Consider the following 24,434-nt stretch of genomic DNA (forward strand, 5'->3'; position numbering starts at 1 on the left):
GGCCGCGACGGCGGGGTTGCTGATGTCGCTGGACGGCATGCACTTCGTGCTGTCGCGGGCGGCGCTGCTGGACATCTTCCTGATGTTCTGGATCGTGGTCGCGTTCTTCTTCCTGGTCCTGGACCGCGAGCAGCGCCGCGCCAGGTGGCTCGCGGCGCTGGAGCGGGGGGTCGACCCGAGCCGGCCCGGCGCCGGCAACCGGCCGCGGCTGGGCGTGCCGTGGTACCGGCTGGCCTGCGCCGTCTCCCTCGGCCTCGCCTGCGGCGTCAAGTGGAGCGCGCTGTGGTACGTGCTGCTCTTCGTCGCGCTGACACTGATCTTCGACATCAGCGCCCGCCGCGCCGCCGGGTCGCGGCACGCGATCCGCGACGGCATCCTCGACGACGGCGGCTGGATCTTCGCCGTGTTCGGTCTCGCGCTGGCGGCCTACCTCGCGACCTGGACCGGCTGGTTCCTCTCCGACGACGGCTACTTCCGGCACTGGTACGCGCAGAGCAACGGCCGGACCGGCGACCGTCCCGTCATCGACCCGCTGTACAACCTCTGGCACTACCACGTGGAGGCGTACAAGTTCCACACCGGGCTGAGCTCGAAGCACCAGTACCAGTCGTGGCCCTGGATGTGGCTGCTGCTGGGCCGCCCGGTGGCGTTCTACTGGAACACCGACGGCCCGTGCGGCGCCGGCAGCTGCGCGTCGGAGATCCTGCTGCTCGGCACGCCGCTGCTGTGGTGGTCGTTCCTGCCGGCGCTGATCGCCCTGGGCTGGCTCGCGATCGCCCGCCGCGACGGCCGCGCCTGGCTGATCATGGTCTGCGCCCTCGCCGGCATCGTGCCGTGGTTCCAGAACATGCCGGAGCACCGCACGATGTTCTACTTCTACGCCCTGCCCGCCGAGCCGTTCCTGGTCCTCGCCGTGGTGTACGTGCTGGGCGCCGTCATCGGCCCGCCGAGGCACGTGAAGCCCGCGAGCGACCACCGGTTGATCGGCTCGATCGTGGCCGGGGCGTACGTACTGCTCGTCGCGGCGTGCTTCGCGTATTTCTACCCGATCTATAGTGGTATGGACATTACGTACACCGAGTGGTTCTCCCGCATGTGGCTCGGATCTCGCTGGGTGTAGCACCGCGGCGGTGACTGGGTATCACCACAGTCGACGGACTGCCTTATATTGTTTGCCGCACGGCAAGCAAAGGCTTCGGTCGCGGATGGTGAAAGGCTCGCATGTCCGGCGTTGGCTCCATCGAGAAGGCTTTGCGCACCGCTCCACCTGATCGCCTGGTGGAGGTGCTCGACGCCCATCTGAGCGCGGCCCACGGCACGAAGAGCAGCACCGTGTGGCTCGCCGACTACCGCTCGACCGCGCTCTCGCCGAGCGGGGTCGATCCCGCGCGCGCCGAGGACCAGCTGCCGTCGGCCACCCGCGCCTTCGCCAGCCAGACGGTCGTCCTGGAGGCCCGGGAGGGCCAGTCGCTCGCCCGGCTGCACCTGCCGATCAGCGCGTGGGGCGAGCGCGTCGGGGTGCTCAGCGTGCTCCTGGACGCCGACCGCGCCCAGGAGGCCCGCGAGAGCCTGCGCGAGGTGGCCGGCGCGTTCGCGGTCGCGCTGCAGGCGGCGTACCGGCGCACCGACCGCTACCACCTCGACCGGCGGCGCAGCGGGCGGCTGACGATGGCCGCCGAGATGCAGTGGGACCTGCTGCCCGCCCGCGGCTACGACCAGCCCGGCCTGAAGCTCGCCGGGCAGCTGGAGCCGGCGTACGCCGTCGGCGGCGACCACTTCGACTGGTCCGTCAACGGCGACTGGCTCACCGTCACCGCGCTCAACGGCATGGGCACCGGCCTGGACGCCGCGCTGCTCACCACCCTCGCGGTCAACGCCATGCGCAACGCGCGCCGGTCGATCCCCACCGGGCAGAGCGCCCCCGGCGACCTGGCCGACCAGGCGGTCCTCGCCGCCGACGCGATCTCCTCGCAGTACGGCGGCACCCGCCACGTCGCGACCCTGCTGCTGGCGCTCAACATCGCCACCGGCGAGCTGCGCATCATCGACGCCGGCTCGCCCCGGCTGCTGCTGGTGCGCGGCGGCCAGGTCCGCGACATGGTCCTCGACCCGCAGCTGCCGCTGGGCATGTTCGGCGACACCAAATACGTCGAGGAGCGGGAGCGGCTGCGCCCCGGGGACCGCCTCTTCATCGTCAGCGACGGGGTGCATAATGCCACCCGGCCGAACGAACCCGCGTACGGTGAGCGCGAGTTGAGCCGTGCCATACGATCGACTCGGTTGCAGCCACCGGCCGAAGCGATCAGCAGCGTCATGCGGAGCCTCCGTGACTATCACGCGGGCGCCGAGCTCGCCGACGATGCGTTGATCGTCTGCATCGACTGGTCGCCCAGAGCCGACCCGTGATCCCCGCGACCCTCGGAGGACGACGTGCGGAGCCGACCTTCACCGCACCCGGCTGGCAGTGACGACGCGGCGTCCACGGCCGCCGTGCTGGTCGATGCCGCGGGTCAGGCCCTGGTCCTCGCCACCAGCGCCGCGAACGACAACTCCGGCGTCTCCGCCGCCCAGCTGCGCGTCCTCGGCGTCGTCGACCAGGCCGGCTCGATCAACCTGACCCAGCTGGCGATCGCGCTGCGCACCGCGCCGTCCTCGGCCAGCCGTCTCTGCGACCGGCTCGAGGCCGCCGACCTGCTGCGGCGCACCAACGACGAGCGTGACCGCCGCGAGGTGTGGCTGGTGCTGACCCCGACGGCCCGCCGCCTGCTCGACGGCCTCAGCCGCCAGCGCCAGGAGACCATCGCCGCGGTCCTGCGCCGCATGTCCCCGGACGACCGCGCCGCCCTCGTGCAGGGCCTGCAGTCGTTCTCCCACGCCGCCGGCGCCCCGGTGGCCGGCTCCTCCGAGGCCCAGGCCAGCTGAGCCCGCTCCGCCGTGATCCGGACGGTTCCGGCGGCCGGGGCCGCCACCGTCCGGGATGACGGGGAGGTGCTACAGCTCGTACCAGTGGTCGTCCTCGCGCGGGTCGGTGACCTCGGCGGCGGGGGCCCAGGCCTCGTACAGGCCGCGCTCCACGCAGTGGGCGCCCAGCCGGGCGACCTGGTCACCGTCGGGGCGGCTCAGCCGCAGCCGGAGCCAGTCGCCCTCCTCGCGGACCACGGTGCAGGGCGCGTCGCGCCAGGTGGCCGACGGGATGCGGCGGGCCAGGGCGTCCAGCGGGTAGCGGGCGGCGCGCGTCCTGGCGGCGACCCGGAACTCGCCCGGCGGGTCGACGATCGCCTCGTAGACGTTGTCGCGGTAGCGGCCCACGTACCGGGTCAGCGGCGTGCTGGTCGGGAAGTACTCCTGGTCGGCGGCGATGGTGTCCGGCAGCAGGTGGCGCCACTGCGGGCCGTACATGCGGCTCCACGCCCGCTGCTCCGGCAGGTACGTGTACAGCGTCACCTCGGTGCCGTCGCCGGTGTAGGCGACCAGCGACGTGTTGGCCGGGACGGGCAGCTCGGCGAGGTCGCGGGTGACGAACTCGGGCACGATGTGCCGGCCGCTGGGGGTGAAGCCGGTGCCGATGACGGGGGAGCCGAGCCGGTCGTGCGGGGGCATGGCGACGAGGCCGTCGTACGCGCCGGCCAGGGGCACCTCGTAGTCCCAGGGGTCCACCGCCCGCCAGCGGATCGCGAAGACCACGCCGCCGTCGGCGTCGGGGCTGCCGCCGCTGAGGATGGCCAGGTCGGCCGGGGTGCGCAGGTGGGCGACGTCGAAGGCGCGGTAGCAGAAGCCGCTGATCGGCCAGCCGCGCAGGTGGCCGCCGAGCTGGCGGCCGGTCAGGAACTTGATCATCCGGGTGCCGCGGCGGACGGCGGCGGTGCGGCGGATCGGGGCCAGCTGCGCGGCGGCGGCCGGCGACTGGGTGAGCTTGTGCAGGGCGGTCCAGTCCAACGCGCGGGTGACCGGCATGAGCAGCGGCTCGTCCTCCAGCCCGTCCAGCGCCGAGCCGACCTCGGTCGCGTGCACGAACCGCCGGAACGGCCAGCGGGCGCCGGGCCGTGGGTTGGGCAGGAAGCCGGGGGCGGGCTGTGTCGCGAACACCTCGAACGCGGCGCCCTGCGCGATCTCCTCGGCCGGGTAGGTGGTCCCGTCGAGGGTCACGCTGCGGGTCGCCGACCCTTCCGCATGCCCGATGACTGTCACCTTCGCGACGCTAAGGCCGGGTGATGTGGATGCGGTGAACGAACCGTGAACGCCGGAGGCGGGGGTGGCATGCTTATGGCCGATGACTGAGCGAAACGAGCAGATGATGGTGCAGTGTGAGGCGCCCGGCGGCGCCGGGCGCCGAGGCGGGCCCGCGGCGTGAGTGCGAGAAAACACAGCCGGGAGGGCACGTTCCCGCCGCCGCCCGAGCCGTTGCCGGTCGCGGTGCCGGACAGCCACACCCACATCGACATCACCCTCGAGGACGACGGGGTGGGCGGCCCGTCGACGGTGGCCGACGCCCTCGCGCTGGCCGCGGCGGCCGGCGTCGACCGGCTCGTGCAGGTCGGCGTCGACGTCCCGTCGTCGCGGTGGGGGGTACGGGTCGCCGAGGAGCACCCGGGGGTGGTGGCGACGGTCGCCCTGCACCCGAACGACGCGCCGCGCCTGGCGGACCTGGACGGTGCGCTGCGGGAGATCGAGCGGCTCGCCGCCCACCCGCGGGTCCGCGGCATCGGCGAGACCGGGCTGGACTACTTCCGCACCGGCGAGGACGGGCGCAAGGCCCAGCACGAGAGCTTCCGGGCGCACATCGCGATCGCCAAGCGGCACGGCAAGACCCTCGTCATCCACGACCGCGACGCGCACGACGACATCCTGCGCGTGCTGGACGAGGAGGGCGCCCCGGACCAGGTCGTCATGCACTGCTTCTCCGGCGACGAGTCCTTCGCCCGGGAGTGCCTGGACCGCGGGTTCCTGCTGAGCTTCGCCGGCACCCTCACGTTCGGCAACGCCCGGCAGCTGCGGGCGGCGGCCGCGATCACGCCGCTGGACGGGCTGCTGGTGGAGACCGACGCGCCGTTCCTCACCCCGACACCGTTCCGCGGCCGGCCCAACGCCAGCTACCTGATCCCGCTGACGGTGCGGGCCCTGGCCGAGGTCACCGGGCACGACCTGGACGCGCTGTGCGCGGCCCTGTCGGCCAACGGCACCCGCGCGTTCGGCGACTGGCGATGACCCTGCTCGGGCCGGCCGAGATCCGGGACCTCGCGGCGTCGCTCGGCGTCCGGCCGACCAAGCAGCTGGGGCAGAACTTCGTCCACGACCCCAACACCGTGCGGCGCATCGTGCGCGCGGCGGAGCTGACCGGCGACGACGTCGCGCTGGAGGTCGGGCCGGGGCTCGGCTCGCTCACCCTGGGCCTGCTGGAGGTCGCGCGGGCCGTGTGCGCCGTCGAGATCGATCCGGTACTGGCCAAGGCGCTGCCGGACACCGTCGCCCGGTACGCCCCGCAGCACGCCGACCGGCTGCACGTGGTGGAGGGCGACGCGCTGCGGGTCCAGCTGGACCGGGAGCCGACCGCGCTGGTGGCGAACCTGCCGTACAACGTGGCCGTGCCCGTCGTGCTGCACCTGCTGGCCACCGTGCCGTCGCTGCGCAAGGGCCTGGTCATGGTGCAGAAGGAGGTCGCCGACCGGCTCGTCGCCGGCCCCGGCAGCCGCGTCTACGGCGTGCCGAGCGTGAAGCTCGCCTGGTACGCGACGGCGAAGCAGGCCGGCAAGGTGCCACCGAGCGTCTTCTGGCCGGTGCCGAACGTCGACTCGGGCCTGGTGGCGTTCACCCGGCGGGAACCACCCGCCGACGCGGCCGCCGACCGGGCGGCGACGTTCGCCGTGGTGGACGCCGCGTTCGCCCAGCGCCGCAAGACGCTGCGGGCCGCGCTCGCCGGCTGGGCCGGCGGCCCCGACGCCGCGGAGCGGACGCTGCGGGCCGCGGCGGTCGACCCCGGCGCCCGCGGGGAGCAGCTCACGGTGGAGGACTTCACCCGCATCGCGAGCCAGCGGCAGGCGCACGCTGGGGGAGGCACGGCCCAGGTAGGGTGCTCCACGTGACCGAGCCGCTCTTCTCCGACGACGACGAGGAGTTCGACCGGCCGCGCCTGGCCGCGCACGGACCGGTCCGGGTCCGCGTGCCGGCGAAGATCAACCTCCACCTGCACGTCGGCCCCACCCGGCCCGACGGCTTCCACGAGCTGACCACCGTCTACCACGCCATCGGCCTGTACGACGAGATCACCGCCCGCCGCGGCGACACGCTGACGCTCACCATGGAGGGCGAGGGGACCGGGCACCTGTCGCTCGGCGAGGACAACCTCGTCATCCGGGCGGCGCGGGCCCTCGCGGCGGAGACCGGCCACGACCCGCACGCCCGGCTGCACCTGAAGAAGCAGATCCCGATCGCCGCGGGACTCGCCGGCGGCAGCGCCGACGCGGCCGCCGCCCTCGTCGCCTGCGACCAGCTGTGGGGGACCGGGCTGTCCCGCGACGACCTCGCCGGCATCGCCGCCACCCTGGGCTCCGACATCCCGTTCCTGGTCCTGGGCGGCACCGCGCTGGGCACCGGCCGCGGCGAGCTGGTCAGCCCGATCCTGACCGGCGGGCACGCGTGGCACTGGGTGCTGGCGGTGGCCGAGGAGGGCCTGTCGACCCCGACGGTCTACCGGACGTTCGACGAACTGGGCGCCCAGAGCGAGGCGGGCCCCCCGGACGGGCTGCTCGCCGCGCTGCGGCAGAAGGACCCCGACGTGCTCGCCGCCCACCTGGCCAACGACCTGCAGGCCGCCGCGCTGCACCTGCGGCCGGAGCTGCGCGGCGTGCTGGACGCCGGGCTGGACGCCGGCGCGCTGGCCGCCCTGGTCTCCGGCTCCGGCCCGACCTGCGTCTTCCTGGCCGAGGACGCCAGGCACGCGGCGCTGCTCGCGGCCGACCTGGAGGCCAGCGACTGCTGCCGCGCGGTGCGCACCGCCGTCGGCCCCGTGCCCGGAGCGAGAGTGCTGTAGATGGCCAACATCATCAACCTGGACAAGGTCGGCAAGACGTACCCGGCCGGCCGGATCTTCGACGAGGTGTCCCTCGGCGTCGACGACGCCGACCGCATCGGCGTCGTCGGGCTCAACGGGGCGGGCAAGACGACCCTGCTGCGGATGCTCACCAAGGCCGAGGAGCCCGACGAGGGCCGCGTCACCCACCGGCGTGACCTGCGGGTCTCCGCCCTGCCGCAGAATCTCGACCTGCCGCCGGCGGCGACCGTCCGCGACGTCATCATCGGCACCGCCTGGCTGCCCGCCGCGTTCGCCGCGGAGCACGAGTGGGCCGGCGACGCCGGCGTCCGCACGGTGCTCAACGGGCTCGGCATGCCGCACCTGGGCCTGGACGCGCCGGTCGGGCCGATGTCCGGCGGCGAGCGGCGGCGCATCGCGATCGCCGCGCTGCTGGTGCGCCCCGCGGACCTGCTGATCCTCGACGAGCCCACCAACCACCTCGACGTCGCCGGCATCGCCTGGCTGGCGCGGCACCTGCTGCAGCGCCGCGGCGCGCTCATGGTCGTGACCCACGACCGGTGGTTCCTGGACGCGGTCTGCACGACCACGTGGGAGGTCGCCGACGCGACCGTGCGCGCCTACGAGGGCGGCTACGCCGCCTGGACCCTCGCGCGGGCCGAGCGGCTGCGGGTCGCCGCCGAGGCCGAGTCGCGCCGGCAGAACCTGCTGCGCAAGGAGATCGCCTGGCTGCGGCGCGGCCCGCCGGCGCGGACCAGCAAGCCCAAGTTCCGCATCGACGCGGCCAACGCGCTGATCGCCGACGTGCCGCCGGCCCGCGACACGGTGTCGTTGCAGCGGCTCGCCGTGTCGCGGCTGGGCAAGCAGGTGTACGAGCTGTCCAAGGTGGACCTGCGCGCCGGGCAGCGGACCCTGCTGTCCGATGTGGACTGGCTGGTCGGCCCCGGCGACCGGATCGCGATCCTCGGCGCCAACGGCGCCGGCAAGACGACGCTGCTGCGGGTCCTGGCCGGGGTCCGCGAGCCCGACGGCGGCCGGATTCTGCGCGGCAGCACCGTGCGGGCCGCGTTCCTGTCGCAGGAGCTGCACGAGCTGCCGGCGGGGCTGCGCCTGCTCGAGGCGGTCGAGGAGGTCGCCAAGCGGGTCAGGCTCGGCGACCGGGAGCTGACCGCGTCGCAGCTGGCCGAGGTCTTCGGCTTCAGCGGCGCCCGGGTCTGGACGCCGGTCGCCGACCTGTCCGGCGGCGAGCGGCGCCGGCTGCAGCTGCTGCGCCTGCTCGCCGCGGAGCCCAACGTGCTGCTGCTCGACGAGCCGACCAACGACCTGGACATCGACACCCTCGCCGCGCTGGAGGACCTGCTCGACTCGTGGCCGGGCACGATCGTGGTGGCCAGCCACGACCGGTACCTGGTCGAGCGGGTCGCCGACGTCGTCTACGGCATGTTCGGCGACGGGCACCTGGTCCACCTGCCGGGCGGGGTCGACGAGTACCTGGAGCGCATCAGCGGCCCCGGGGAGGGGTTCGGCGCCGGCCGCGAACCGGCGCCGCAGGCCGGCAAGGAACGCGCCGCGGACCTGCGCGCGTCGGAGAAGGACGCGCGGGCGGCGAAGAAGGAGCTGGCGAAGCTGGAACGCAGCATGGACCGGCTCGCGCAGAAGGAGGCGGCGCTGCACGCCCAGCTGGCCGAGCACGCCACCGACTACGCCCGGATCACCACGCTGGACGCCGAGCTGCGCGCCGTACAGGAGGAGAAAGCGCTCATCGAGGAGCAATGGCTCGCCCTCGCCGAGATCGCCGGATGACCCGGCCCTAGAATGCGGTCATGGCCGCTCACTTTCCGATCAACCACCACCTCCGGCCCCTGTACCGGCTGCTCTGCGTCGTCGCCGGTCTCTACATGCTGGTCTTCGGCGTGGTCGGATTCGTCCAGACGTCGGGCAAGCCGTTCTTCACGCAGGACGAGGCCGAGTGGGTGCTGGGGCTGCGCACCAACCCCGCCTTCTCGCTGCTGTCGCTGGTCGCCGGGGTCGTCGTGCTCGGCGCCAACCTCATCGGGCGCAACCTGGCCCACCACGTCAACCAGCTCGCGGGCGTGGTGCTGACGGTCGTCGGCATGGCGATGCTCGCGCTGATGCAGACCGAGGCCAACATCTTCGCGTTCTCGATGGTCAACGTGATCGTCACGTTCGTCCTCGCCGGCATCACCGGCGTCGCCAGCCTCTACGACCGGGTCGGCAGCGCCTCCGCGGCCGAGGCCGAGGAGCAGTTCCGGCACGGTCCCCGCACGGCGTGAGACCGCGGGCGGCGTCCCCTGGGCGCCGCCCGCGCCGTCCTACTTGCCCTGCCTGGTGACGAGCGTGGGCTTCGCCTCCATGTTGGAGAGCCCGTTCCACGCGAGGTTGACCAGGTGCGCCGCGACGACCTCCTTGCGCGGCTTGCGCACCTCCAGCCACCACCGGCCGGTCAGCGCCACCATCCCGACGAGGGCCTGCGCGTAGAGCTCGGCGAGCTTCGGGTCGAAGCCGCGGCGCTTGAACTCCGAGCCGAGGATGTGTTCGGCCTGGTGCGCGACGTCGTTGAGGACACTCATGAAGTTGCCGGTCGGCGACATCACCGGCGACTCGCGCACCAGCACCCGGAAGCCGTCGGTCTCGTTCTCGATGTAGTCCAGCAGCGCCAGGGCCGCCTGCTCGAGCAGCTCGTGCGGGTGGCCCGCGGTCAGTGCGTTGCTGATCCGGTCCAGCAGGCCCCGCACCTCGCGGTCCACGACCACCGCGTAGAGCCCTTCCTTGCCCCCGAAGTGCTCGTAGACGACGGGTTTGGAGACCTTCGCACGCGACGCCACCTCCTCGATGGAGGTGGCGTCGAAGCCCCGCTCCGCGAACAGCGCCCGCCCGATGGCGATGAGCTGCTCGCGGCGCTGGGCGGCGGACATCCGCACCCGTGATTTCGGCAGGCTCGGCGGTGGCGGTGGGCTCGTCGAGCGCTGGACGTGCGGTGTCTCCTCCGGAAGGTCGGTCACCCGCTCATCGTGCCAGCCGTGCCACCAGCGGCGATGACCCGCTTCGCATCGAGCCGGTCACGCTTCGGCCAGCGCACGTCCGTGGCCCAGCCGAGCTTCTCGAAGATCCAGATGAGCCGGGCGTTGATGTCGATCTGGCCCTTGTCGACCCCGTGGCGGGCGCAGGTCGGGTCGGCGTGGTGCAGGTTGTGCCAGCTCTCGCCGAAGGACAGGATCGCGAGGGGCCAGAAGTTGCTGGCCTTGTCGCCGTCGCGGGTCTCGAACGGCCGCTCCCCGTAGACGTGGCAGATCGAGTTGATCGACCAGGTGACGTGGTGCAGCAGGCCGATGCGGACCAGGCCGGCCCAGAAGAACGCCGACAGCGCCCCCTGCCAGGACCAGGTGACCAGGCCGGCGATGGCGGCGGGCAGCGTCGCGGACAGGATCACGATCACCGGGAAGAGCTTGTCGATGCGGCGGATGTCCCGGTCGGCGAGCAGGTCCGGGGCGAAGCGCTCCCGGTTGGACAGCTCGCGGAAGAACAGCCAGCCCACGTGGGCGTAGAAGAGGCCCTTCACCAGGCCGCCGAAGGACTCCCCGAAGCGCCACGGCGAGTGCGGGTCACCCTCGCGGTCGGAGAACGCGTGGTGCCGGCGGTGGTCGGCGACCCACTGCGTCGGGTTGCCCTCGATCGCGGTGCTGCCGGCGATGGTCAGCGCGATGCGCAGCCCCCGGTTGGCCTTGAAGGCGCCGTGGGTGAGGTACCGGTGGAAGCCCGAGCCGATACCGAGCCCGCCGATCACGTAGAACACGGCGCCGAGCGCGACGTCGAGCCAGGTGAGGCCCCACCCCCAGGCGAGCGGGACGGCCGCCAGGAGGGCGGCGAACGGCAGGACCACGAAGCCCCACAGGGCGACCAGGATCCCGACGCTCTGACGCCCTTCGGTCAGGGCCTTCGGCCCGCGGTCTGGGGTGTGACCAGGGGTGGGATCAAGGAGTACAGCGGACATGGCACCTCTCAACGGGCTCTTCGCCGGGCGGGGAAGATCGACGGCTACGCTTACGTCACCGTAACTTACGGGTCCGTAGGTTCGCCATACGAGCTTCGTGTCAAGCTGATTACCCGCCGTCTTGTGTGATGTTCGTCCAGAAAGATCGGCCGGCCCGCCGCCCGGGTGAGCAAACCGGCCTCGATACGAGCCGGATTGATGGGCCCGGTAGGCTGCACTCGCAGATCTTTGGGGTGTGGGGTAACGGCAGCCCGCAGGCCTTTGGAGCCTCGCAGTCCAGGTTCGAATCCTGGCACCCCAGCCACCTGACTACGATGGGGCGCACCGACACCGTCGAGGAGCGCGCCCGTGCGAAACGTGATCATCCTGGCCGCCGGCGAGGGGAAGCGGATGAAGTCCGCCCTGCCGAAGGTGCTCCACCCGCTGCTCGGCCGGACCCTGGTGGGTCACGTGCTGGCCGCGGCGCAGGAGGCCGTCGGCGGCGCCGTCACGGTGGTCGTCGGTCACGGCGGTGAGCTGGTCCGCGCGCACCTGGAGCAGGTCGCCCCCGAGGCCGTGCCGGTCACCCAGATCGAGCGGCGCGGCACCGGGCACGCCGTGCGCATCGCGCTGGACGAGACCCCAGGGCTGGCTGCCGGGCTGACCGGCACCGTGGTCGTGCTCAACGGCGACATCCCGCTGCTGCGCGCCGAGACCCTCAGCGCGCTGATCCACACGCACGAGAGCACCAAGGCGGCCGCCACCGTGCTGACCGCCGAGGTGGCCGACCCCACCGGCCTCGGCCGCATCGTGCGCAACCGGGGCGGCGAGTTCGCCGCGATCGTCGAGGAGCGCGACGCCACCCCCGCCCAGCGGGCCATCCGCGAGATCAACTCGGGCGCCTACGTGTTCGACGCCGAGCGGCTGCGCGAGATGCTCGGCAAGCTCTCCACCGACAACGACCAGGGCGAGGAGTACCTCACCGACGTCATCGGGCTGCTCGCCGCGGCCGGCGCACCGATCGTCGCGCACCGCGCCCCGGACGCGACGGAGACCCTCGGCGCCAACGACCGCGCCGAGCTCGCCGGGCTGCGCGCGATCATGCGGGACCGGATCAACGACGAGTGGATGCGCGACGGCGTCGCCATCATCGACCCGGCGACCACCTGGATCGACGTCACGGTCACCCTCGGCAGGGACGCGGTCGTCGAGCCCAACACCCACCTGCGCGGCGCGACCCGCGTCGGCGAGGGCGCGGTGGTCGGCCCGGACACCACGCTCGTCGACGTGGTCGTCGGCGACGGCGCCACCGTCGTGCGCACCCACGCGCTGTCCTCGGAGATCGGGCCGCAGGCGTCGGTCGGGCCGTTCGCGTACCTGCGCCCCGGCACGCGCCTCGGGCGCAAGTCGAAGATCGGCACGTTCGTGGAGACCAAGGCCGCCACCGTCGGCGACGGCGCGAAGGTCCCGCACCTGTCCTACGTCGGCGACGCCGAGATCGGCGAGGGCACCAACATCGGCGCCGCGACCGTCTTCGTCAACTACGACGGGGTGCAGAAGCGCCGCTCGGTGATCGGCGCGCACGCGCGCACCGGCGCCGACAACATGTTCGTCGCCCCGGTGCACGTCGGCGACGGCGCCTACACGGCCGCGGGCAGCGTGATCACCAAGGACGTGCCGCCGGGGGCGCTCGGCGTGTCCCGCGCCCCGCAGCGCAACATCGAGGGCTGGGTCGAGCGCAAGCGCCCAGGCACAGCCGCCGCGCAAGCCGCGCGCGACGCCCATACACGTGAAGAAAACCACGTCACCCCCGCCTCGGTGGCCGACGTGGGGCCGCGCGACGAACAATGAGCCCAACCACGAGATCGGGAGCGGGCGACCCTAATGGCCAGCATCAGTTCGGAGAACCGCAAGAACCTCATGCTCTTCTCCGGCCGGGGGTTTCCCGCGCTCGCTGAGGAGATCGGGGCGGTGCTCGGCGTCGAGCCGACACCGATGGACGCCTACGACTTCGCCAGCGGCGAGATCTTCATCCGCTACCGGGAGTCGGTGCGCGGCTCCGACGCCTTCGTCGTGCAGTCGATGGTCGCGCCGATCAACGACTGGCTGATGGAGTGCCTGATCATGGTCGACGCGCTCAAGCGCGGCTCGGCCAAGCGGATCACGGTCGTGCTGCCGTTCTACCCGTACGCGCGGCAGGACAAGAAGCACCGCGGGCGTGAGCCGATCTCCGCCCGGCTCGTCGCCGACCTGCTCAAGACCGCCGGGGCGAACCGGATCCTCACCGTCGACCTGCACACCGCGCAGATCCAGGGCTTCTTCGACGGGCCGGTCGACCACCTGTTCGCGATGAACACCCTCGCCGACCACATCGACGCCAAGTACGCCGGGCGTCCGATCACCGTCGTCGCGCCCGACTCCGGCCGGGTGCGGGTCGCCGAGCGCTGGACCGACCGCCTCGGCGGCTGCCCGCTCGCCTTCATCCACAAGACCCGGGACCCCTCCAAGCCCAACCAGATCGTGGCCAACCGGGTCGTCGGCGAGGTCGAGGGCCGGGTCTGCCTGATCGTCGACGACATGATCGACACGGGCGGCACGATCGTCGGCGCCGCCGACATCCTCTTCAACGAGGGTGCCGCCGACGTCGTGGTCGCCGCGACCCACCCGGTGCTGTCCGACCCGGCCTGCGACCGGCTCTCCGCCAGCCGGATCAGCGAGATCGTGGTAACCAACACGCTGCCGCTGCCGACCGACAAGAAGGTCGACAAGATCACCCAGCTCTCGATCGCCCCGCTGCTGGCCCGGGCGATCCGCGAGGTGTTCGACGACGGGTCGGTCACGACCCTTTTCGGCGGCCTGTCCTGATTTTCCGCCGGTTTTCCGGGGTTTTCCGCGGGCGTCGCGGCCCGTCCGGTTGACACGGGCGCGTGATCTGCACAACCGGGCGGGTGCGATGTGAAGGCGGTCGGAGGTCTCGGGTAAGCTGGTCCGGTTGCCACGGCGAGGGTGCTCCAAGGGCCGGGCGTGCGTTCCGGTGATCCCGCGGAAGCGGATGTTCACCGGCTCGGCATGACGGCCATGAGGGCTCCGTGATCGACGCGGTGCTCCGGGCCTGTGCCCCGTGCGCCTCCTCGCCCGAGCGCCGCACCACGACAACTGTTACCGGTCGCGCCGGCCGGTGCCCGCCGCACAACCGCATCAGGAGTTTTTGCCGTGTCCGAGGTAAAGATCAGCGCTGAGCCCCGCACCGAGTTCGGCAAGGGTGGTGCCCGCCGCACGCGCCGGGCCGGCAAGGTGCCCGCCGTGCTGTACGGCCACGGCGAAGCGCCCCGCCACATCGCCCTGCCCGCCCGCGAGTTCGCCGCCGCCATCCGGCACGGCGGCAAGAACCAGATCTTCAACATCGAGATCACCGGCGGCGGCACCGCGCTCGCCCTGCCGAAGGCGATCCAGCGCGACCCGATCAAGGACATCTACGAGCACGTCGACCTGCTGATCGTCCGCCGCGGCGAGAAGGTCACGGTCGAGATCCCCGTGCACCTGACCGGCGAGGCCGCCCGCGACACCCTGGTCATGGTGGAGAACACCACCCTGGCCGTGCTCGCCGACGCGACCAAGCTGCCCGAGTTCGTCGAGGTCTCCATCGCGGGCCTCGAGGCCGGTAGCCACGTCACCGCCGGTGACGTGCAGATGCCCGCGGGCGCCGAGCTGGCCGCCGACGCCGAGACCATCGTCGCCGTCGTCTCCGCCGCCCCGACCGCCGAGGCGCTCGAGGGTGAGACCGGCGAGGCCGCCCCGACCGAGGCCGCCGAGGCCGGCGAGGCCGAGGCCGCCGAGGCGACCCCGGAGCCGGCCGACGCCTGAGTCGTTCAAGACAAGGTCGCGGGCGCCCGAGGGCACCCGCGACCTTGCCGTATGAGGGGACCTGATGACGGACACCGCGCCCTGGCTGATCGTCGGGCTGGGCAACCCCGGTCCGGAGTACGCGCGCCACCGCCACAACGTCGGCTTCATGGTGGCCGACCTGGTCGCGCAGCGGGCCGGGCTGCGCTTCTCCCGGCACCGGCGGGTCGCCGCCGACGTGGCCGAGGGGCGCCTGCGCATCGGCGGGCCCCGCGTCGTGCTGGTCAAGCCGCTGACGTTCATGAACCTGTCCGGCGGTCCGGTCGCCGGCCTGGCGCAGTTCTACAAGGTGCCGGTGGCCCAGGTGATCGCCGTGCACGACGAGCTCGACGTGCCCTACGAGCAGCTGCGCCTCAAGCAGGGCGGCGGCGAGGGCGGCCACAACGGGCTGCGGTCCATGTCCTCGTCGCTGGGCAGCAAGGACTACGTGCGGGTGCGCTTCGGCATCGGCCGGCCGCCCGGCCGGCAGAACCCGGCCGACTTCGTGCTGTCGGACTTCACCACGGTGGAGCGCAAGGAGCTCGACTTCTTCATCGACCGCGCCGCGGACGCCGTGGAGATGGTCATCGAGCGCGGCCTCGAGCCGGCGCAGAACCAGTACCACGCGTCCTGACGGCCGAGCTGTCCATCGGCCGTCCGGTCTGATCCTTCCATGCCGGTCCGTGTGTCGGCGTGACGCATGTCCGAGTTGCACGTTGTACTCCAAGTCGCACCTTTTGCAAAGAAGGCGGACTTGAGGAGGCGTGCGTGGCGGTCGACAGCGGGCGAACGCGGGACGGCTTCCACCGCCCGGCACACCTGCGTCCCGAGGACCGCCCCGGCGGCCTGCGCCGCGAGGAGCGCACCGGCGCACTGCGCCGCGACGGCCGGACCGGCGTCCTCCGCCACGAGCACGCCGGCGCCGGGCCCGACGCCAGGCCCGACGCCGGGTCCGACGCCGGGTCCGACGCCGGGTCCGACGACGAGCGCGCCGCCCGGTCGACGGCCGGCGGCGGTCGGGCGGGCGTACCGCGCACCGGCCTGCGGTGGGAGGAGCGGCCCGGCGGGCGTCGCGACGAGCGTTCGGGCGGGCTGCGCCGTCCGGAGCGGCAGAGCAACGCGCTGCAGGCCACCCAGCGCCCCACGCGCCCGGTGTCCGCCACCCCGGCCACGGGAGAGCCCGGCCCGTCGCCGCACCCGGTGACCGCCGGGCCGCCGGCCGCGCCCGCGGCCCGGGCCCAGGCCGCCGATCCTGTCGAGCGCCAGGTGGTCCGCCGCCGTCCCAGTCCGATGGGCACGGTCATCCGCCGTCCCGAGCCGCTGCCCTCCGCGGCGGCCCGCACCGCCGCCCCGGTGTCGCCGGCGCCCGGCCCGCCGGTCCCGCCCGCGCACGTCCCGCCCCAGCTCGAAGCGGCCGTCGAGGACGCCGTCGGCCGGGTGGCCACGTTCGTGCCGGCCGCGAAGCCCGTCGGACCGGCGGCCGAGCCCGCCAGGGCGCCCCGGCACCGGGCCCGCTGGGCGTGGGAGGGGCGCTACCTGCGGACCCTGCTGCTCATCGACACCCTGATCGGGGTCCTCGCCGGCCTGGTGGCGTTCGAGGTGCGGTTCGGCTCGGTACTGACCAACTACAACAGCCGCTACGCGCTGCTGTCCGCCCTGCTGCCGGTCGCCTTCACCGCCACCCTCGCCGCCAACCGCGCCTACGAGAAGCGGTACCTGTTCGTCGGCACCGACGAGTACCAGCGGGTGCTGCGGGCCGGCCTGGGGCTGACCGCCGCGACCATCATCGGCGCGTACGCCGCGGAGATCTCCATCGCCCGCGGCTGGTTCGTGGTCGCGCTGCCGCTGGTCACGGCCGGGTGCCTGGTGTCGCGGTTCGTGCTGCGGCAGCTGCTGCACCGCGCCCGCAAGACCCGCGGCGCCTGCATGCGCCGGGTCGTGGTCGTCGGGCACGAGCTGGCCGTCGAGGCGATGACCAGGCAGCTGTGCCGCGAGCGGTACCACGGCCTCAAGGTCGTCGGCGCCTGCCTCGCCGAGGAGGGCACCGTGCCCGGGGTGCCGGTGCTCGGCACGTTCGACGAGATCGCCGGCGCGGTCCGCCAGGCCAGGGCCGACACGGTGCTGGTGCTGTCGTGCCCCGAGCTGGACGGGCACGCGCTGCGCCGGCTCGCGTGGCGGCTGGAACGCGACGACATCGACCTCATCGTGGCGAGCACCCTGATCGACGTGGCCGGCAGCCGCACCACCATCCGCCCCGTCGACGGCCTGCCGATGCTGCACGTCGAGCACCCCACGCTGACCGGCACGCGGCGGGTGCTGAAGGCGGTCGTGGACCGGGTCGGCGCCCTCGTGCTCCTGGTCGTGCTGAGTCCACTTCTGGCTGGTCTGGCGCTCGCGGTTCGCGCGGAGTCACAAGGGCCGGTACTGTTTCGTCAAGTACGTGTGGGCAAAGACGGTCGTGAGTTCGTGATCGTCAAGTTCCGCACCATGCACGTGGATGCCGAGGCCCGCCTCGCCGAGCTGCGGCACCTCAACGAAGTCGACGGCGCACTGTTCAAACTGCGCAACGACCCTCGGGTCACCCGCGTCGGGCGGCTTCTGCGCAAGTTTTCGCTCGACGAGCTGCCCCAGCTGCTCAACGTGCTCGGGGGCAGCATGTCACTGGTCGGGCCGCGCCCGCCGCTGCCGGAGGAGGTCGCCGTGTATCCGGACGACGCCCGGCGCAGGCTGGCCGTGCGGCCCGGGATGACCGGCCTCTGGCAGGTGTCCGGCCGGTCGGACCTATCGTGGGACGAAGCGGTGCGCCTCGACCTGCAGTATGTGGAGAACTGGTCGCTGTCGCTCGACCTGGTGATCATGCTGCGGACGTTGAGCGCGGTGACCCGAGGGGCTGGAGCGTACTGATGACCGATCTACCACCCGCCACGGACGGCGGGTTCGCCCGCTGGCTGGCCCAGCGCGCGGGCGACCTGCTGCTGAAGCTGCGCGAGGAGACGGGGTACGCCGACCCGGCCGCCCTGCGCAAGGCCGGTGACCGGCTGTCGCACGAGCTGCTGGTCGCGCAGCTGGAGCGCTGGCGCCCGGCCGACGCGGTCCTGTCCGAGGAGGGCGCCGACAGCGCCACCCGGCTCGGCGCCGACCGCGTCTGGATCGTCGACCCGCTCGACGGCACCCGCGAGTTCGGCGAGGAGGGCCGCGCCGACTGGGCGGTCCACGTCGCCCTGTGGGGGCGCACGTCCGCGCGGATCACCGAGTACGCCGGTGACGGCACGCCGCAGCCGGAGCGCGCCGTCGGCTGGGGGCGCCTGCTCGCCGGTGCCGTGGCCCTGCCTGCGCAGCACTGCGTCCTGGGCACCGACGCGCCGCCGCCGTTCCCGCCGATGCCCGGGGTGCAGGGCGAGCCGATCCGCCTCGCCGCCAGCCGGACCAGGCCGCCGGCACTGCTCACGGCGCTCGCCGAGCGGCTGCCGATCGAGCTGGTGCCGATGGGTTCGGCCGGCGCCAAGATCGCCGCGGTGATCGACGGTGCGGTCGACGCCTATGTCCACGCCGGCGGGCAGTACGAGTGGGACTCCGCCGCCCCGGTCGCTGTGGCGGTCGCCACGGGTCTGCATGCTTCCCGGATCGACGGGACTACGTTGGAATACAACCAGCCCGACCCACGGTTGCCCGACCTGGTGGTGTGTCGGAAGGCACTGGCGCCTCAGTTGCTGGCCGCGATCAGCGCGTCTGTCGCTTCCTAGGGAAAGGTTCCGCCAACCATGAGTCGCGCGCCCTACCGCGTCTCGCATCTGGACGCTCTCGAGGCCGAGAGCCTGTTCATCATGCGTGAGGTCGTCGCCGAGTTCGAGCGGCCCGTCCTGTTGTTCTCCGGTGGCAAGGACTCGATCGTCATGCTCCGCCTCGCGGAGAAGGCGTTCGCCCCCGGACGGATCCCGTTCCCGGTCATGCACGTCGACACGGGACACAACTTCCCCGAGGTGCTCGCCTACCGCGACCGCCGGGTGAGCGAGCTCAACGTGCAGCTCATCGTGGCCAGCGTCCAGGAGGCGATCGACAGCGGCCTGGTCCGGGAGTCCGGCGACGGCATGCGCAACCGGATCCAGACCCCGGTGCTGCTCGACGCGGTCGAGAAGTACCGCTTCGACGCGCTGTTCGGCGGCGCCCGCCGCGACGAGGAGAAGGCCCGCGCCAAGGAGCGCGTCTTCAGCTTCCGCGACGACTTCGGCCAGTGGGACCCGCGCAACCAGCGGCCCGAGCTGTGGGCGCTGTACAACGCCCGCATCGCGCCCGGCGAGTCGATCCGGGTCTTCCCGCTGTCCAACTGGACCGAGCTGGACGTCTGGCACTACATCGCCCGCGAGGGCATCGACCTGCCCGACATCTACTTCGCGCACGACCGTGAGGTCGTCGACCGCAACGGCATGCTCTACGCGATCAACGAGTTCCTGCCGCTGAAGGCGGGGGAGACGCCGTTCGTGGAGCGGGTGCGCTACCGCACCGTCGGCGACGCCTCCTGCACCGCCGCCGTCCGCAGCGACGCGGACACCATCGACAAGGTCATCGACGAGGTCGCCGCCACCCGCATCACCGAGCGCGGCGCGACCCGCGGCGACGACAAGGTCAGCGAGGCGGCCATGGAAGACCGCAAGCGTGAGGGGTACTTCTAACATGACCGCGGTTGTTGAGACGCCCGCGCAGCGGCAGATGGACCTGCTGCGGTTCGCCACCGCCGGCTCCGTCGACGACGGCAAGTCGACGCTGATCGGCCGCCTGCTGTACGACTCGAAGGCGATCTTCACCGACCAGCTGGAGGCGGTCGAGGCGACCTCGCGCTCCCGTGGTGACGAGTACACCAACCTCGCGCTGCTCACCGACGGCCTGCGCGCCGAGCGGGAGCAGGGCATCACGATCGACGTGGCGTACCGCTACTTCGCCACCCCGCGGCGCAAGTTCATCATCGCCGACACGCCGGGCCACATCCAGTACACGCGCAACATGGTCACCGGCGCCTCCACGGCCGACCTGGCACTGATCCTGGTCGACGCCCGCAAGGGCCTGGTCGAGCAGTCCCGGCGGCACGCCTTCCTGTGCTCGTTGCTGCGCGTGCCGCACCTGGTGCTCTGCGTCAACAAGATGGACCTGGTCGACTACTCGCAGGAGGTGTTCGAGCGGATCGCCGACGAGTTCACCTCGTTCGCCGCGAAGCTCGAGGCGCCCGACCTCACCGTCATCCCGATCTCGGCGCTGCACGGCGACAACCTGGTCAGCCGGTCCGAGAACATGCCGTGGTACGAGGGCCCGTCGCTGCTGCACCACCTGGAGCACGTGCACATCGCCTCCGACCGCAACCTGGTCGACGTGCGCTTCCCGGTGCAGTACGTGATCCGCCCGCAGTCCACCACGGTCGCCGACTACCGCGGCTACGCCGGCCAGGTCGCCTCGGGCGTGCTCAAGCCCGGCGACGAGGTCATGGTGCTGCCCTCGGGCTTCACCACGAAGATCACGCACATCGAGACGGCCGACGGGCCGCTGCGGGAGGCCTACCCGCCGATGTCGGTGACGATCCGCCTCGCCGACGAGATCGACATCGCCCGCGGCGACATGATCTGCCGGCCGAACAACGCGCCGGCCGTCGCCCAGGACATCGAGGCGATGATCTGCTGGATGGACGAGACCCGCCCGCTGACCGTCGGCGGCAAGTACTCGATCAAGCACACGACCCGCTCGGCCCGCACCGTGGTCCGCGGCCTGCAGTACCGGCTCGACGTGAACACGCTGCACCGCGACGAGTCGGCGACGTCCCTCGCGCTCAACGAGATCGGCCGGGTCAAGCTGCGCACCACGGTGCCGCTGCTCGCCGACGAGTACCGCCGCAACCGCACCACCGGCGGCTTCATCATCATCGACGAGGCCACCAACCGCACGGTCGGCGCCGGCATGATCATCGAGGCCGGCTGACCCGCCTCACGGCTGGCGCGGGCGGATCACGCTGACCCGCGCCACCCGGCGGCCCTCGACGGTGCTGACGTGCAGGTGCCAGCCGTCGTGGCGCACCTCGTCGCCGGTGCGCGGCAGCCGGCCCAGGCGGGCCATGACGAAGCCGGCGACCGTCTCGTAGGGGCCGCTCGGCAGCGCCAGCCCGGTCCGCTCGGCCAGGTCGGCGAGGTTGAGCCGGCCGTCGACCTCGGCGGACTCGTCCGGCAGCGCCGGCTCCGGCGCCGGCGGCGCGTCGTACTCGTCGTGGATCTCCCCGACGAGCTCCTCGATGAGGTCCTCCAGGGTGACGATCCCGGCCGTGCCGCCGTACTCGTCCATCACGACCGCCAGGTGATGACCCTCCCGGCGCATCTCCGACAGCGCCGCCAGCACGCGCTTGCTCGCCGGGAGGCGCTTCACCTCGCGGGTCAGCTCCCGCAGGCGCAGGCACGGGTCGACCGCGGGCAGCAGCGTCAGGTCGCGCACGTGGACGAAGCCGAGCACGTCGTCCTGGTCGCCGTCGATCACGGGAAAGCGGGAGTGCCGGGTCGTGCGCACCTGCGTCACCGCCTCCGCGACCGTCAGCCCCGCGTCGAGGAACAGCACCTCGGTGCGCGGCACCATCACCTCACGGACGTGGCCGGTGCCGGTGCCACCGGCGATGAGCGTGCGGAGCTCGGCCTCGCTGACGTCCACGGACCCGTTGGTAGCGTGAAGGCGGTGGGCCCAGCGGCTCAGCAAACCCGCGACGGTTTGCCTGATGGTTCCGGGGCCACGCTCCGGCATGCCGGAAATTGTAGGCGGCGGGGACCGCGTCGTTCACCTCGGACGTGTAAATTTGTTGGTTCATGATGACTTTTGGAGGAACGCCGTGAAACTGCTCGTCACCGGGGGCGCCGGCTACATCGGCAGCGTCGTCACCGCCCTGCTGCTCGACGCCGGCCACGACGTGACGGTGCTCGACGACCTCTCCACCGGCCACGAGTCGTCGGTGCCGCAGGGCGCCGTCTTCGTCCGCGGCCGGGTCCACGACGCGATCGGTGACGTGCTGACCCGCGACGCCGGGTTCGACGGGGTGCTGCACTTCGCCGCGTTCATCGCCGCCGGCGAGAGCGTGCACAAGCCCGAGAAGTACTGGGAGAACAACACCGTCGGCACGCTGCTGCTGCTCGACGCGATGCGCGCCGCCGGCACCCGCCGCCTGGTCTTCTCCTCCACCGCCAACGTCTACGGCGACCCCGACGCGGTGCCGATCCCGGAGACCGCCGCGGTGCGCCCGCCGAACCCGTACGCGACCTCCAAGCTCGCCGCCGACCACGCCCTCACCGGCGAGGCGGTGGGGCACGGCATCTCCGCGGTCAGCCTGCGCTACTTCAACGTCGCCGGCGCCCTGCGCCGCCCCGACGGCTCCATGATCGGCGAACGGCACGACCCGGAGACGCACCTGATCCCGATCGCCCTGCAGGTCGCGCTCGGCCGCCGGGAGAAGCTGCAGCTCTTCGGCGACGACTACGACACCCCCGACGGCACCAACATCCGCGACTACATCCACGTCGGTGACCTCGGCGCCGCCCACCTGCTCGCCCTCGGCACCATGGACGGGCCCGGGCACCGCGTGTACAACCTCGGCAACGGCACCGGCTTCTCCAACCGCCAGGTCGTCGAGGTCGTCCGCGAGGTCACCGGCCACCCGGTCCCGGTCGAGATGGCGCCGCGCCGCCCCGGCGACCCCGCGCAGCTCGTCGCGGCGTCGGACAAGGCGAAGCGGGAGCTGGCGTGGACCCCGCAGCACGCCGAGCTGGCCACGATGGTCCGCGACGCCTGGGACTTCATCCGCAGCTGAGGCGCTACTGGGCGTCGAGCTTCTGCCAGGTGGTGCCGTCGACGGAGTACGCGGTGTAGATCGTCGACATGCCGTAAGCGACCCAGCCGGTCTGGGTCCGGGCGAGGCGCCCGGTCGGGTGCAGGCCCTGGATCCGCTGCCAGGTGGCGCCGCGGTCGGTCGAGACGAGCCAGTGGCTGTCGCCGTCGACCATGAGCAGGCGACCGTCCAGCAGCGGGACCAGGTCGCCGCCCACGGTGCTGCCCGGGCGCGGGCCCGGGTCGCCGAAGTGGGCGCCGCCGTCCGCGGAGGCGGCGACCCCCAGCAGGGTGGGCGGGCTGGTGGTGGGGTCCGCCAGCGCGGCGTAGACGTCCCGGCCCAGGAACGACACCCGCGCCGTGCCGGTGCCGGGGAACGTCGTGGGCTGCCACGTGGCGCCGCCGTCCCGGGACACCGCCACGGCCGGATGCCCGCCGGACGTGCCGCCGACCCACCACGAGCCGTCGCCGGCGCGGACCGGAGCGACCCACGCCGGCGTGATCGGCGGCTGGGCCGGCGGCAGGACCAGCGTGGTGCCGTCGTGCAGGAGCGCCGTGACCTGCGAGCCGCGCAGGAGCAGGCGGGCGTCGCCGGGCAGCGCCGCGGTCGCGGGCCGGTCGTCGGCGGTGTCCCAGTGCACGCCGTCCTCGCTGCTGGCCCGGCCCGGCTCACCGATCAGCGCGACCCGTGCGCCGGCGACGACCAGTGCCAGCGCGTCGGCGCGGCCGGGCGCGGCGAAGGCGCCGGGCGCGCGGTCCGTCGTCCAGGTCCGGCCGCCGTCCGCCGACGCGCTGACCCAGGCGGTGCAGGAGCCGGCGCACTCCACGGTCAGCAGGAAACCCCGGTCGGCGTCGATGAACTGCGCGTCCACGATCTTCCCCGGCAGGTCCCTGGGCAGGCCGGGCAGGCCGTTGATGGTGATGCCGCCGCCCGTGTACACCGCGCCGGTCGGCACCGCCGGCGTGGACGTCACCTGGGGCGGCGGGGCGTCGCCGGGCCACAGCCACGGCACCGCGAACGCGGCCGCGGCCACGGCGGCCACGGCGGCCCGCACGGCGCGCCGGCGGCGGCGCAGGACGCGGGCCCGGGCGGTGATCGCGGCCAGGGGCGGCTGGGCGATGTCGAGCCGCTGGGCGCGCAGCAGGGTCTCCAGCTCGTCAGGCATGGCGCACCTGCGTCGACGGCGACGCCGCGGGCGAGTACCCGGGCAGCCGCTGGGCGAGCGCCGCCCGCCCCCGCGACAGCCTCGACTTGACGGTGCCGCCGGGCACGCCGAGCGCGGCGGCGATCTCCTCGACGCTGAGATCGGCGTAGTAGTGCAGCACGATGACCTCCCGATAGGTGCGGGGGATGGCGTCGAGGGCCTCGGTCAGGTCGGTGCGCTCCGGCGACGGCCCGGCCTCGACGTGCCGCTGGCCGGCGCGCTCACGCAGCAGGATCAGGTCGAGCAGCTTCCGCCGGCGCCAGCGGCGGCGGACCACGTTGACCGCCACGGTGCGCAGCCAGGCCTCGGGGTTGTCGATGCCGGCGAAGCCGCCGGGGCGGGCGGCGGCCCGGGCGAACGCCTCCTGCACGACGTCCTGGGCCTCGGTGAGGTCGGTCGTGAACGCGTAGAGCTGCGTCACCAGCCTGCGGTAGCAGGCGTGGTACACCCCCTCGAGCTCGCTCACACCGCTCACGATCCCCGACCGGGC

General features: G+C 72.9%; 23 protein-coding genes and 1 tRNA gene. 18 read left to right on the forward strand and 6 right to left on the reverse strand.

What is annotated here, in order from left to right:
* The 3 genes from OP18_RS08810 to OP18_RS08820 all read left to right on the forward strand — a co-directional run.
* The coding region (locus tag OP18_RS08810; RefSeq protein WP_033358305.1) for a dolichyl-phosphate-mannose--protein mannosyltransferase at positions 1–1,120 on the forward strand (1,120 nt) is incomplete at its 5' end.
* 158 nt (positions 1,121–1,278) lie between these two features.
* A complete protein-coding gene (locus tag OP18_RS08815; RefSeq protein WP_245635307.1) occupies positions 1,279–2,406 on the forward strand; it encodes a PP2C family protein-serine/threonine phosphatase in 1,128 nt (375 codons plus the stop codon).
* A gap of 24 nt (positions 2,407–2,430) precedes the next feature.
* The gene (locus OP18_RS08820; RefSeq protein ID WP_033358307.1) at positions 2,431–2,922 is read left to right on the forward strand and encodes a MarR family transcriptional regulator; all 492 of its coding nucleotides are present in this window, start codon (positions 2,431–2,433) and stop codon (positions 2,920–2,922) included.
* A gap of 69 nt (positions 2,923–2,991) precedes the next feature.
* Here OP18_RS08820 and OP18_RS08825 read toward each other — a convergent pair whose 3' ends face one another.
* Complete coding sequence (locus tag OP18_RS08825; RefSeq protein WP_052386422.1) at positions 2,992–4,188, reverse strand: hypothetical protein; 1,197 nt, start codon at positions 4,186–4,188, stop codon at positions 2,992–2,994.
* 159 nt (positions 4,189–4,347) lie between these two features.
* Here OP18_RS08825 and OP18_RS08830 point away from each other — a divergent pair, with 159 nt between their 5' ends.
* The 5 genes from OP18_RS08830 to OP18_RS08850 are packed head-to-tail and all read left to right on the forward strand — an operon-like array spanning position 4,348 to position 9,321.
* The gene (locus OP18_RS08830; protein WP_033358308.1) at positions 4,348–5,205 is read left to right on the forward strand and encodes a TatD family hydrolase; all 858 of its coding nucleotides are present in this window, start codon (positions 4,348–4,350) and stop codon (positions 5,203–5,205) included.
* Entirely contained in the window at positions 5,202–6,080 is an 879-nt protein-coding gene (rsmA, locus tag OP18_RS08835; RefSeq protein ID WP_033358309.1) for a 16S rRNA (adenine(1518)-N(6)/adenine(1519)-N(6))-dimethyltransferase RsmA, read from the forward strand. Before OP18_RS08830 ends, rsmA begins: the two co-directional genes overlap by 4 nt.
* A complete protein-coding gene (locus OP18_RS08840) occupies positions 6,077–7,027 on the forward strand; it encodes a 4-(cytidine 5'-diphospho)-2-C-methyl-D-erythritol kinase (protein WP_033358589.1) in 951 nt (316 codons plus the stop codon). Before rsmA ends, OP18_RS08840 begins: the two co-directional genes overlap by 4 nt.
* On the forward strand, positions 7,028–8,830 hold the full coding sequence (locus tag OP18_RS08845; protein ID WP_033358310.1) for an ABC-F family ATP-binding cassette domain-containing protein: 1,803 nt from the start codon (positions 7,028–7,030) through the stop codon (positions 8,828–8,830).
* 20 nt (positions 8,831–8,850) lie between these two features.
* On the forward strand, positions 8,851–9,321 hold the full coding sequence (locus tag OP18_RS08850; protein WP_033358311.1) for a DUF4383 domain-containing protein: 471 nt from the start codon (positions 8,851–8,853) through the stop codon (positions 9,319–9,321).
* 39 nt (positions 9,322–9,360) lie between these two features.
* Here the strand turns inward: OP18_RS08850 and OP18_RS08855 are convergent, their stop codons facing one another.
* On the reverse strand, positions 9,361–9,963 hold the full coding sequence (locus OP18_RS08855) for a TetR/AcrR family transcriptional regulator (RefSeq protein ID WP_033358590.1): 603 nt from the start codon (positions 9,961–9,963) through the stop codon (positions 9,361–9,363).
* An 83-nt stretch (positions 9,964–10,046) separates the two neighbouring features.
* A complete protein-coding gene (locus tag OP18_RS08860) occupies positions 10,047–11,039 on the reverse strand; it encodes an acyl-CoA desaturase (protein WP_033358312.1) in 993 nt (330 codons plus the stop codon).
* 229 nt (positions 11,040–11,268) lie between these two features.
* On the opposite strand from OP18_RS08860, the gene OP18_RS08865 reads away from it, so the two are divergent.
* The 9 genes from OP18_RS08865 to cysN all read left to right on the forward strand — a co-directional run bounded on the left by OP18_RS08865 (position 11,269) and on the right by cysN (position 20,861).
* A tRNA-Gln gene (locus OP18_RS08865) sits at positions 11,269–11,343 on the forward strand.
* A 44-nt stretch (positions 11,344–11,387) separates the two neighbouring features.
* Positions 11,388–12,869, forward strand: a complete 1,482-nt coding sequence (gene glmU / locus OP18_RS08870; RefSeq protein ID WP_341483931.1) for a bifunctional UDP-N-acetylglucosamine diphosphorylase/glucosamine-1-phosphate N-acetyltransferase GlmU — start codon at positions 11,388–11,390, stop codon at positions 12,867–12,869.
* A 33-nt stretch (positions 12,870–12,902) separates the two neighbouring features.
* Entirely contained in the window at positions 12,903–13,883 is a 981-nt protein-coding gene (locus tag OP18_RS08875) for a ribose-phosphate diphosphokinase (protein WP_033358313.1), read from the forward strand.
* A gap of 348 nt (positions 13,884–14,231) precedes the next feature.
* Positions 14,232–14,882, forward strand: a complete 651-nt coding sequence (locus OP18_RS08880; RefSeq protein WP_033358314.1) for a 50S ribosomal protein L25/general stress protein Ctc — start codon at positions 14,232–14,234, stop codon at positions 14,880–14,882.
* Positions 14,883–14,946: 64 nt separating this feature from the next.
* Complete coding sequence (gene pth / locus OP18_RS08885) at positions 14,947–15,534, forward strand: aminoacyl-tRNA hydrolase (RefSeq protein ID WP_033358315.1); 588 nt, start codon at positions 14,947–14,949, stop codon at positions 15,532–15,534.
* Positions 15,535–15,668: 134 nt separating this feature from the next.
* Positions 15,669–17,804, forward strand: a complete 2,136-nt coding sequence (locus tag OP18_RS08890) for a sugar transferase (RefSeq protein WP_313900948.1) — start codon at positions 15,669–15,671, stop codon at positions 17,802–17,804.
* Positions 17,804–18,643, forward strand: a complete 840-nt coding sequence (locus tag OP18_RS08895) for an inositol monophosphatase family protein (protein ID WP_033358316.1) — start codon at positions 17,804–17,806, stop codon at positions 18,641–18,643. Before OP18_RS08890 ends, OP18_RS08895 begins: the two co-directional genes overlap by 1 nt.
* Positions 18,644–18,661: 18 nt before the next feature.
* Complete coding sequence (gene cysD, locus OP18_RS08900; protein ID WP_033358317.1) at positions 18,662–19,570, forward strand: sulfate adenylyltransferase subunit CysD; 909 nt, start codon at positions 18,662–18,664, stop codon at positions 19,568–19,570.
* A gap of 1 nt (position 19,571) precedes the next feature.
* Entirely contained in the window at positions 19,572–20,861 is a 1,290-nt protein-coding gene (gene cysN / locus OP18_RS08905; protein WP_033358318.1) for a sulfate adenylyltransferase subunit CysN, read from the forward strand.
* A 6-nt stretch (positions 20,862–20,867) separates the two neighbouring features.
* Here cysN and OP18_RS08910 read toward each other — a convergent pair whose 3' ends face one another.
* Positions 20,868–21,665 carry a hemolysin family protein gene (locus OP18_RS08910; protein WP_081970577.1) on the reverse strand — a complete coding sequence of 266 codons (798 nt, stop codon included), beginning with the start codon at positions 21,663–21,665 and terminating at the stop codon, positions 20,868–20,870.
* A gap of 85 nt (positions 21,666–21,750) precedes the next feature.
* On the opposite strand from OP18_RS08910, the gene galE reads away from it, so the two are divergent.
* Complete coding sequence (gene galE, locus OP18_RS08915) at positions 21,751–22,722, forward strand: UDP-glucose 4-epimerase GalE (RefSeq protein ID WP_033358319.1); 972 nt, start codon at positions 21,751–21,753, stop codon at positions 22,720–22,722.
* Between the two features lie 4 nt (positions 22,723–22,726).
* On the opposite strand, the gene OP18_RS08920 is transcribed toward galE, so the two are convergent.
* Both OP18_RS08920 and OP18_RS08925 read right to left on the reverse strand, forming a co-directional pair.
* Entirely contained in the window at positions 22,727–23,905 is a 1,179-nt protein-coding gene (locus OP18_RS08920; protein ID WP_033358320.1) for a beta propeller repeat protein, read from the reverse strand.
* The gene (locus tag OP18_RS08925) at positions 23,898–24,410 is read right to left on the reverse strand and encodes an RNA polymerase sigma factor (protein WP_245635308.1); all 513 of its coding nucleotides are present in this window, start codon (positions 24,408–24,410) and stop codon (positions 23,898–23,900) included. The genes OP18_RS08920 and OP18_RS08925 overlap by 8 nt, the downstream gene beginning before the upstream one ends.
* Positions 24,411–24,434: the final 24 nt, after the last annotated feature.

This window comes from Dactylosporangium aurantiacum (assembly GCF_000716715.1).
GTDB lineage: Bacteria > Actinomycetota > Actinomycetes > Mycobacteriales > Micromonosporaceae > Dactylosporangium > Dactylosporangium aurantiacum.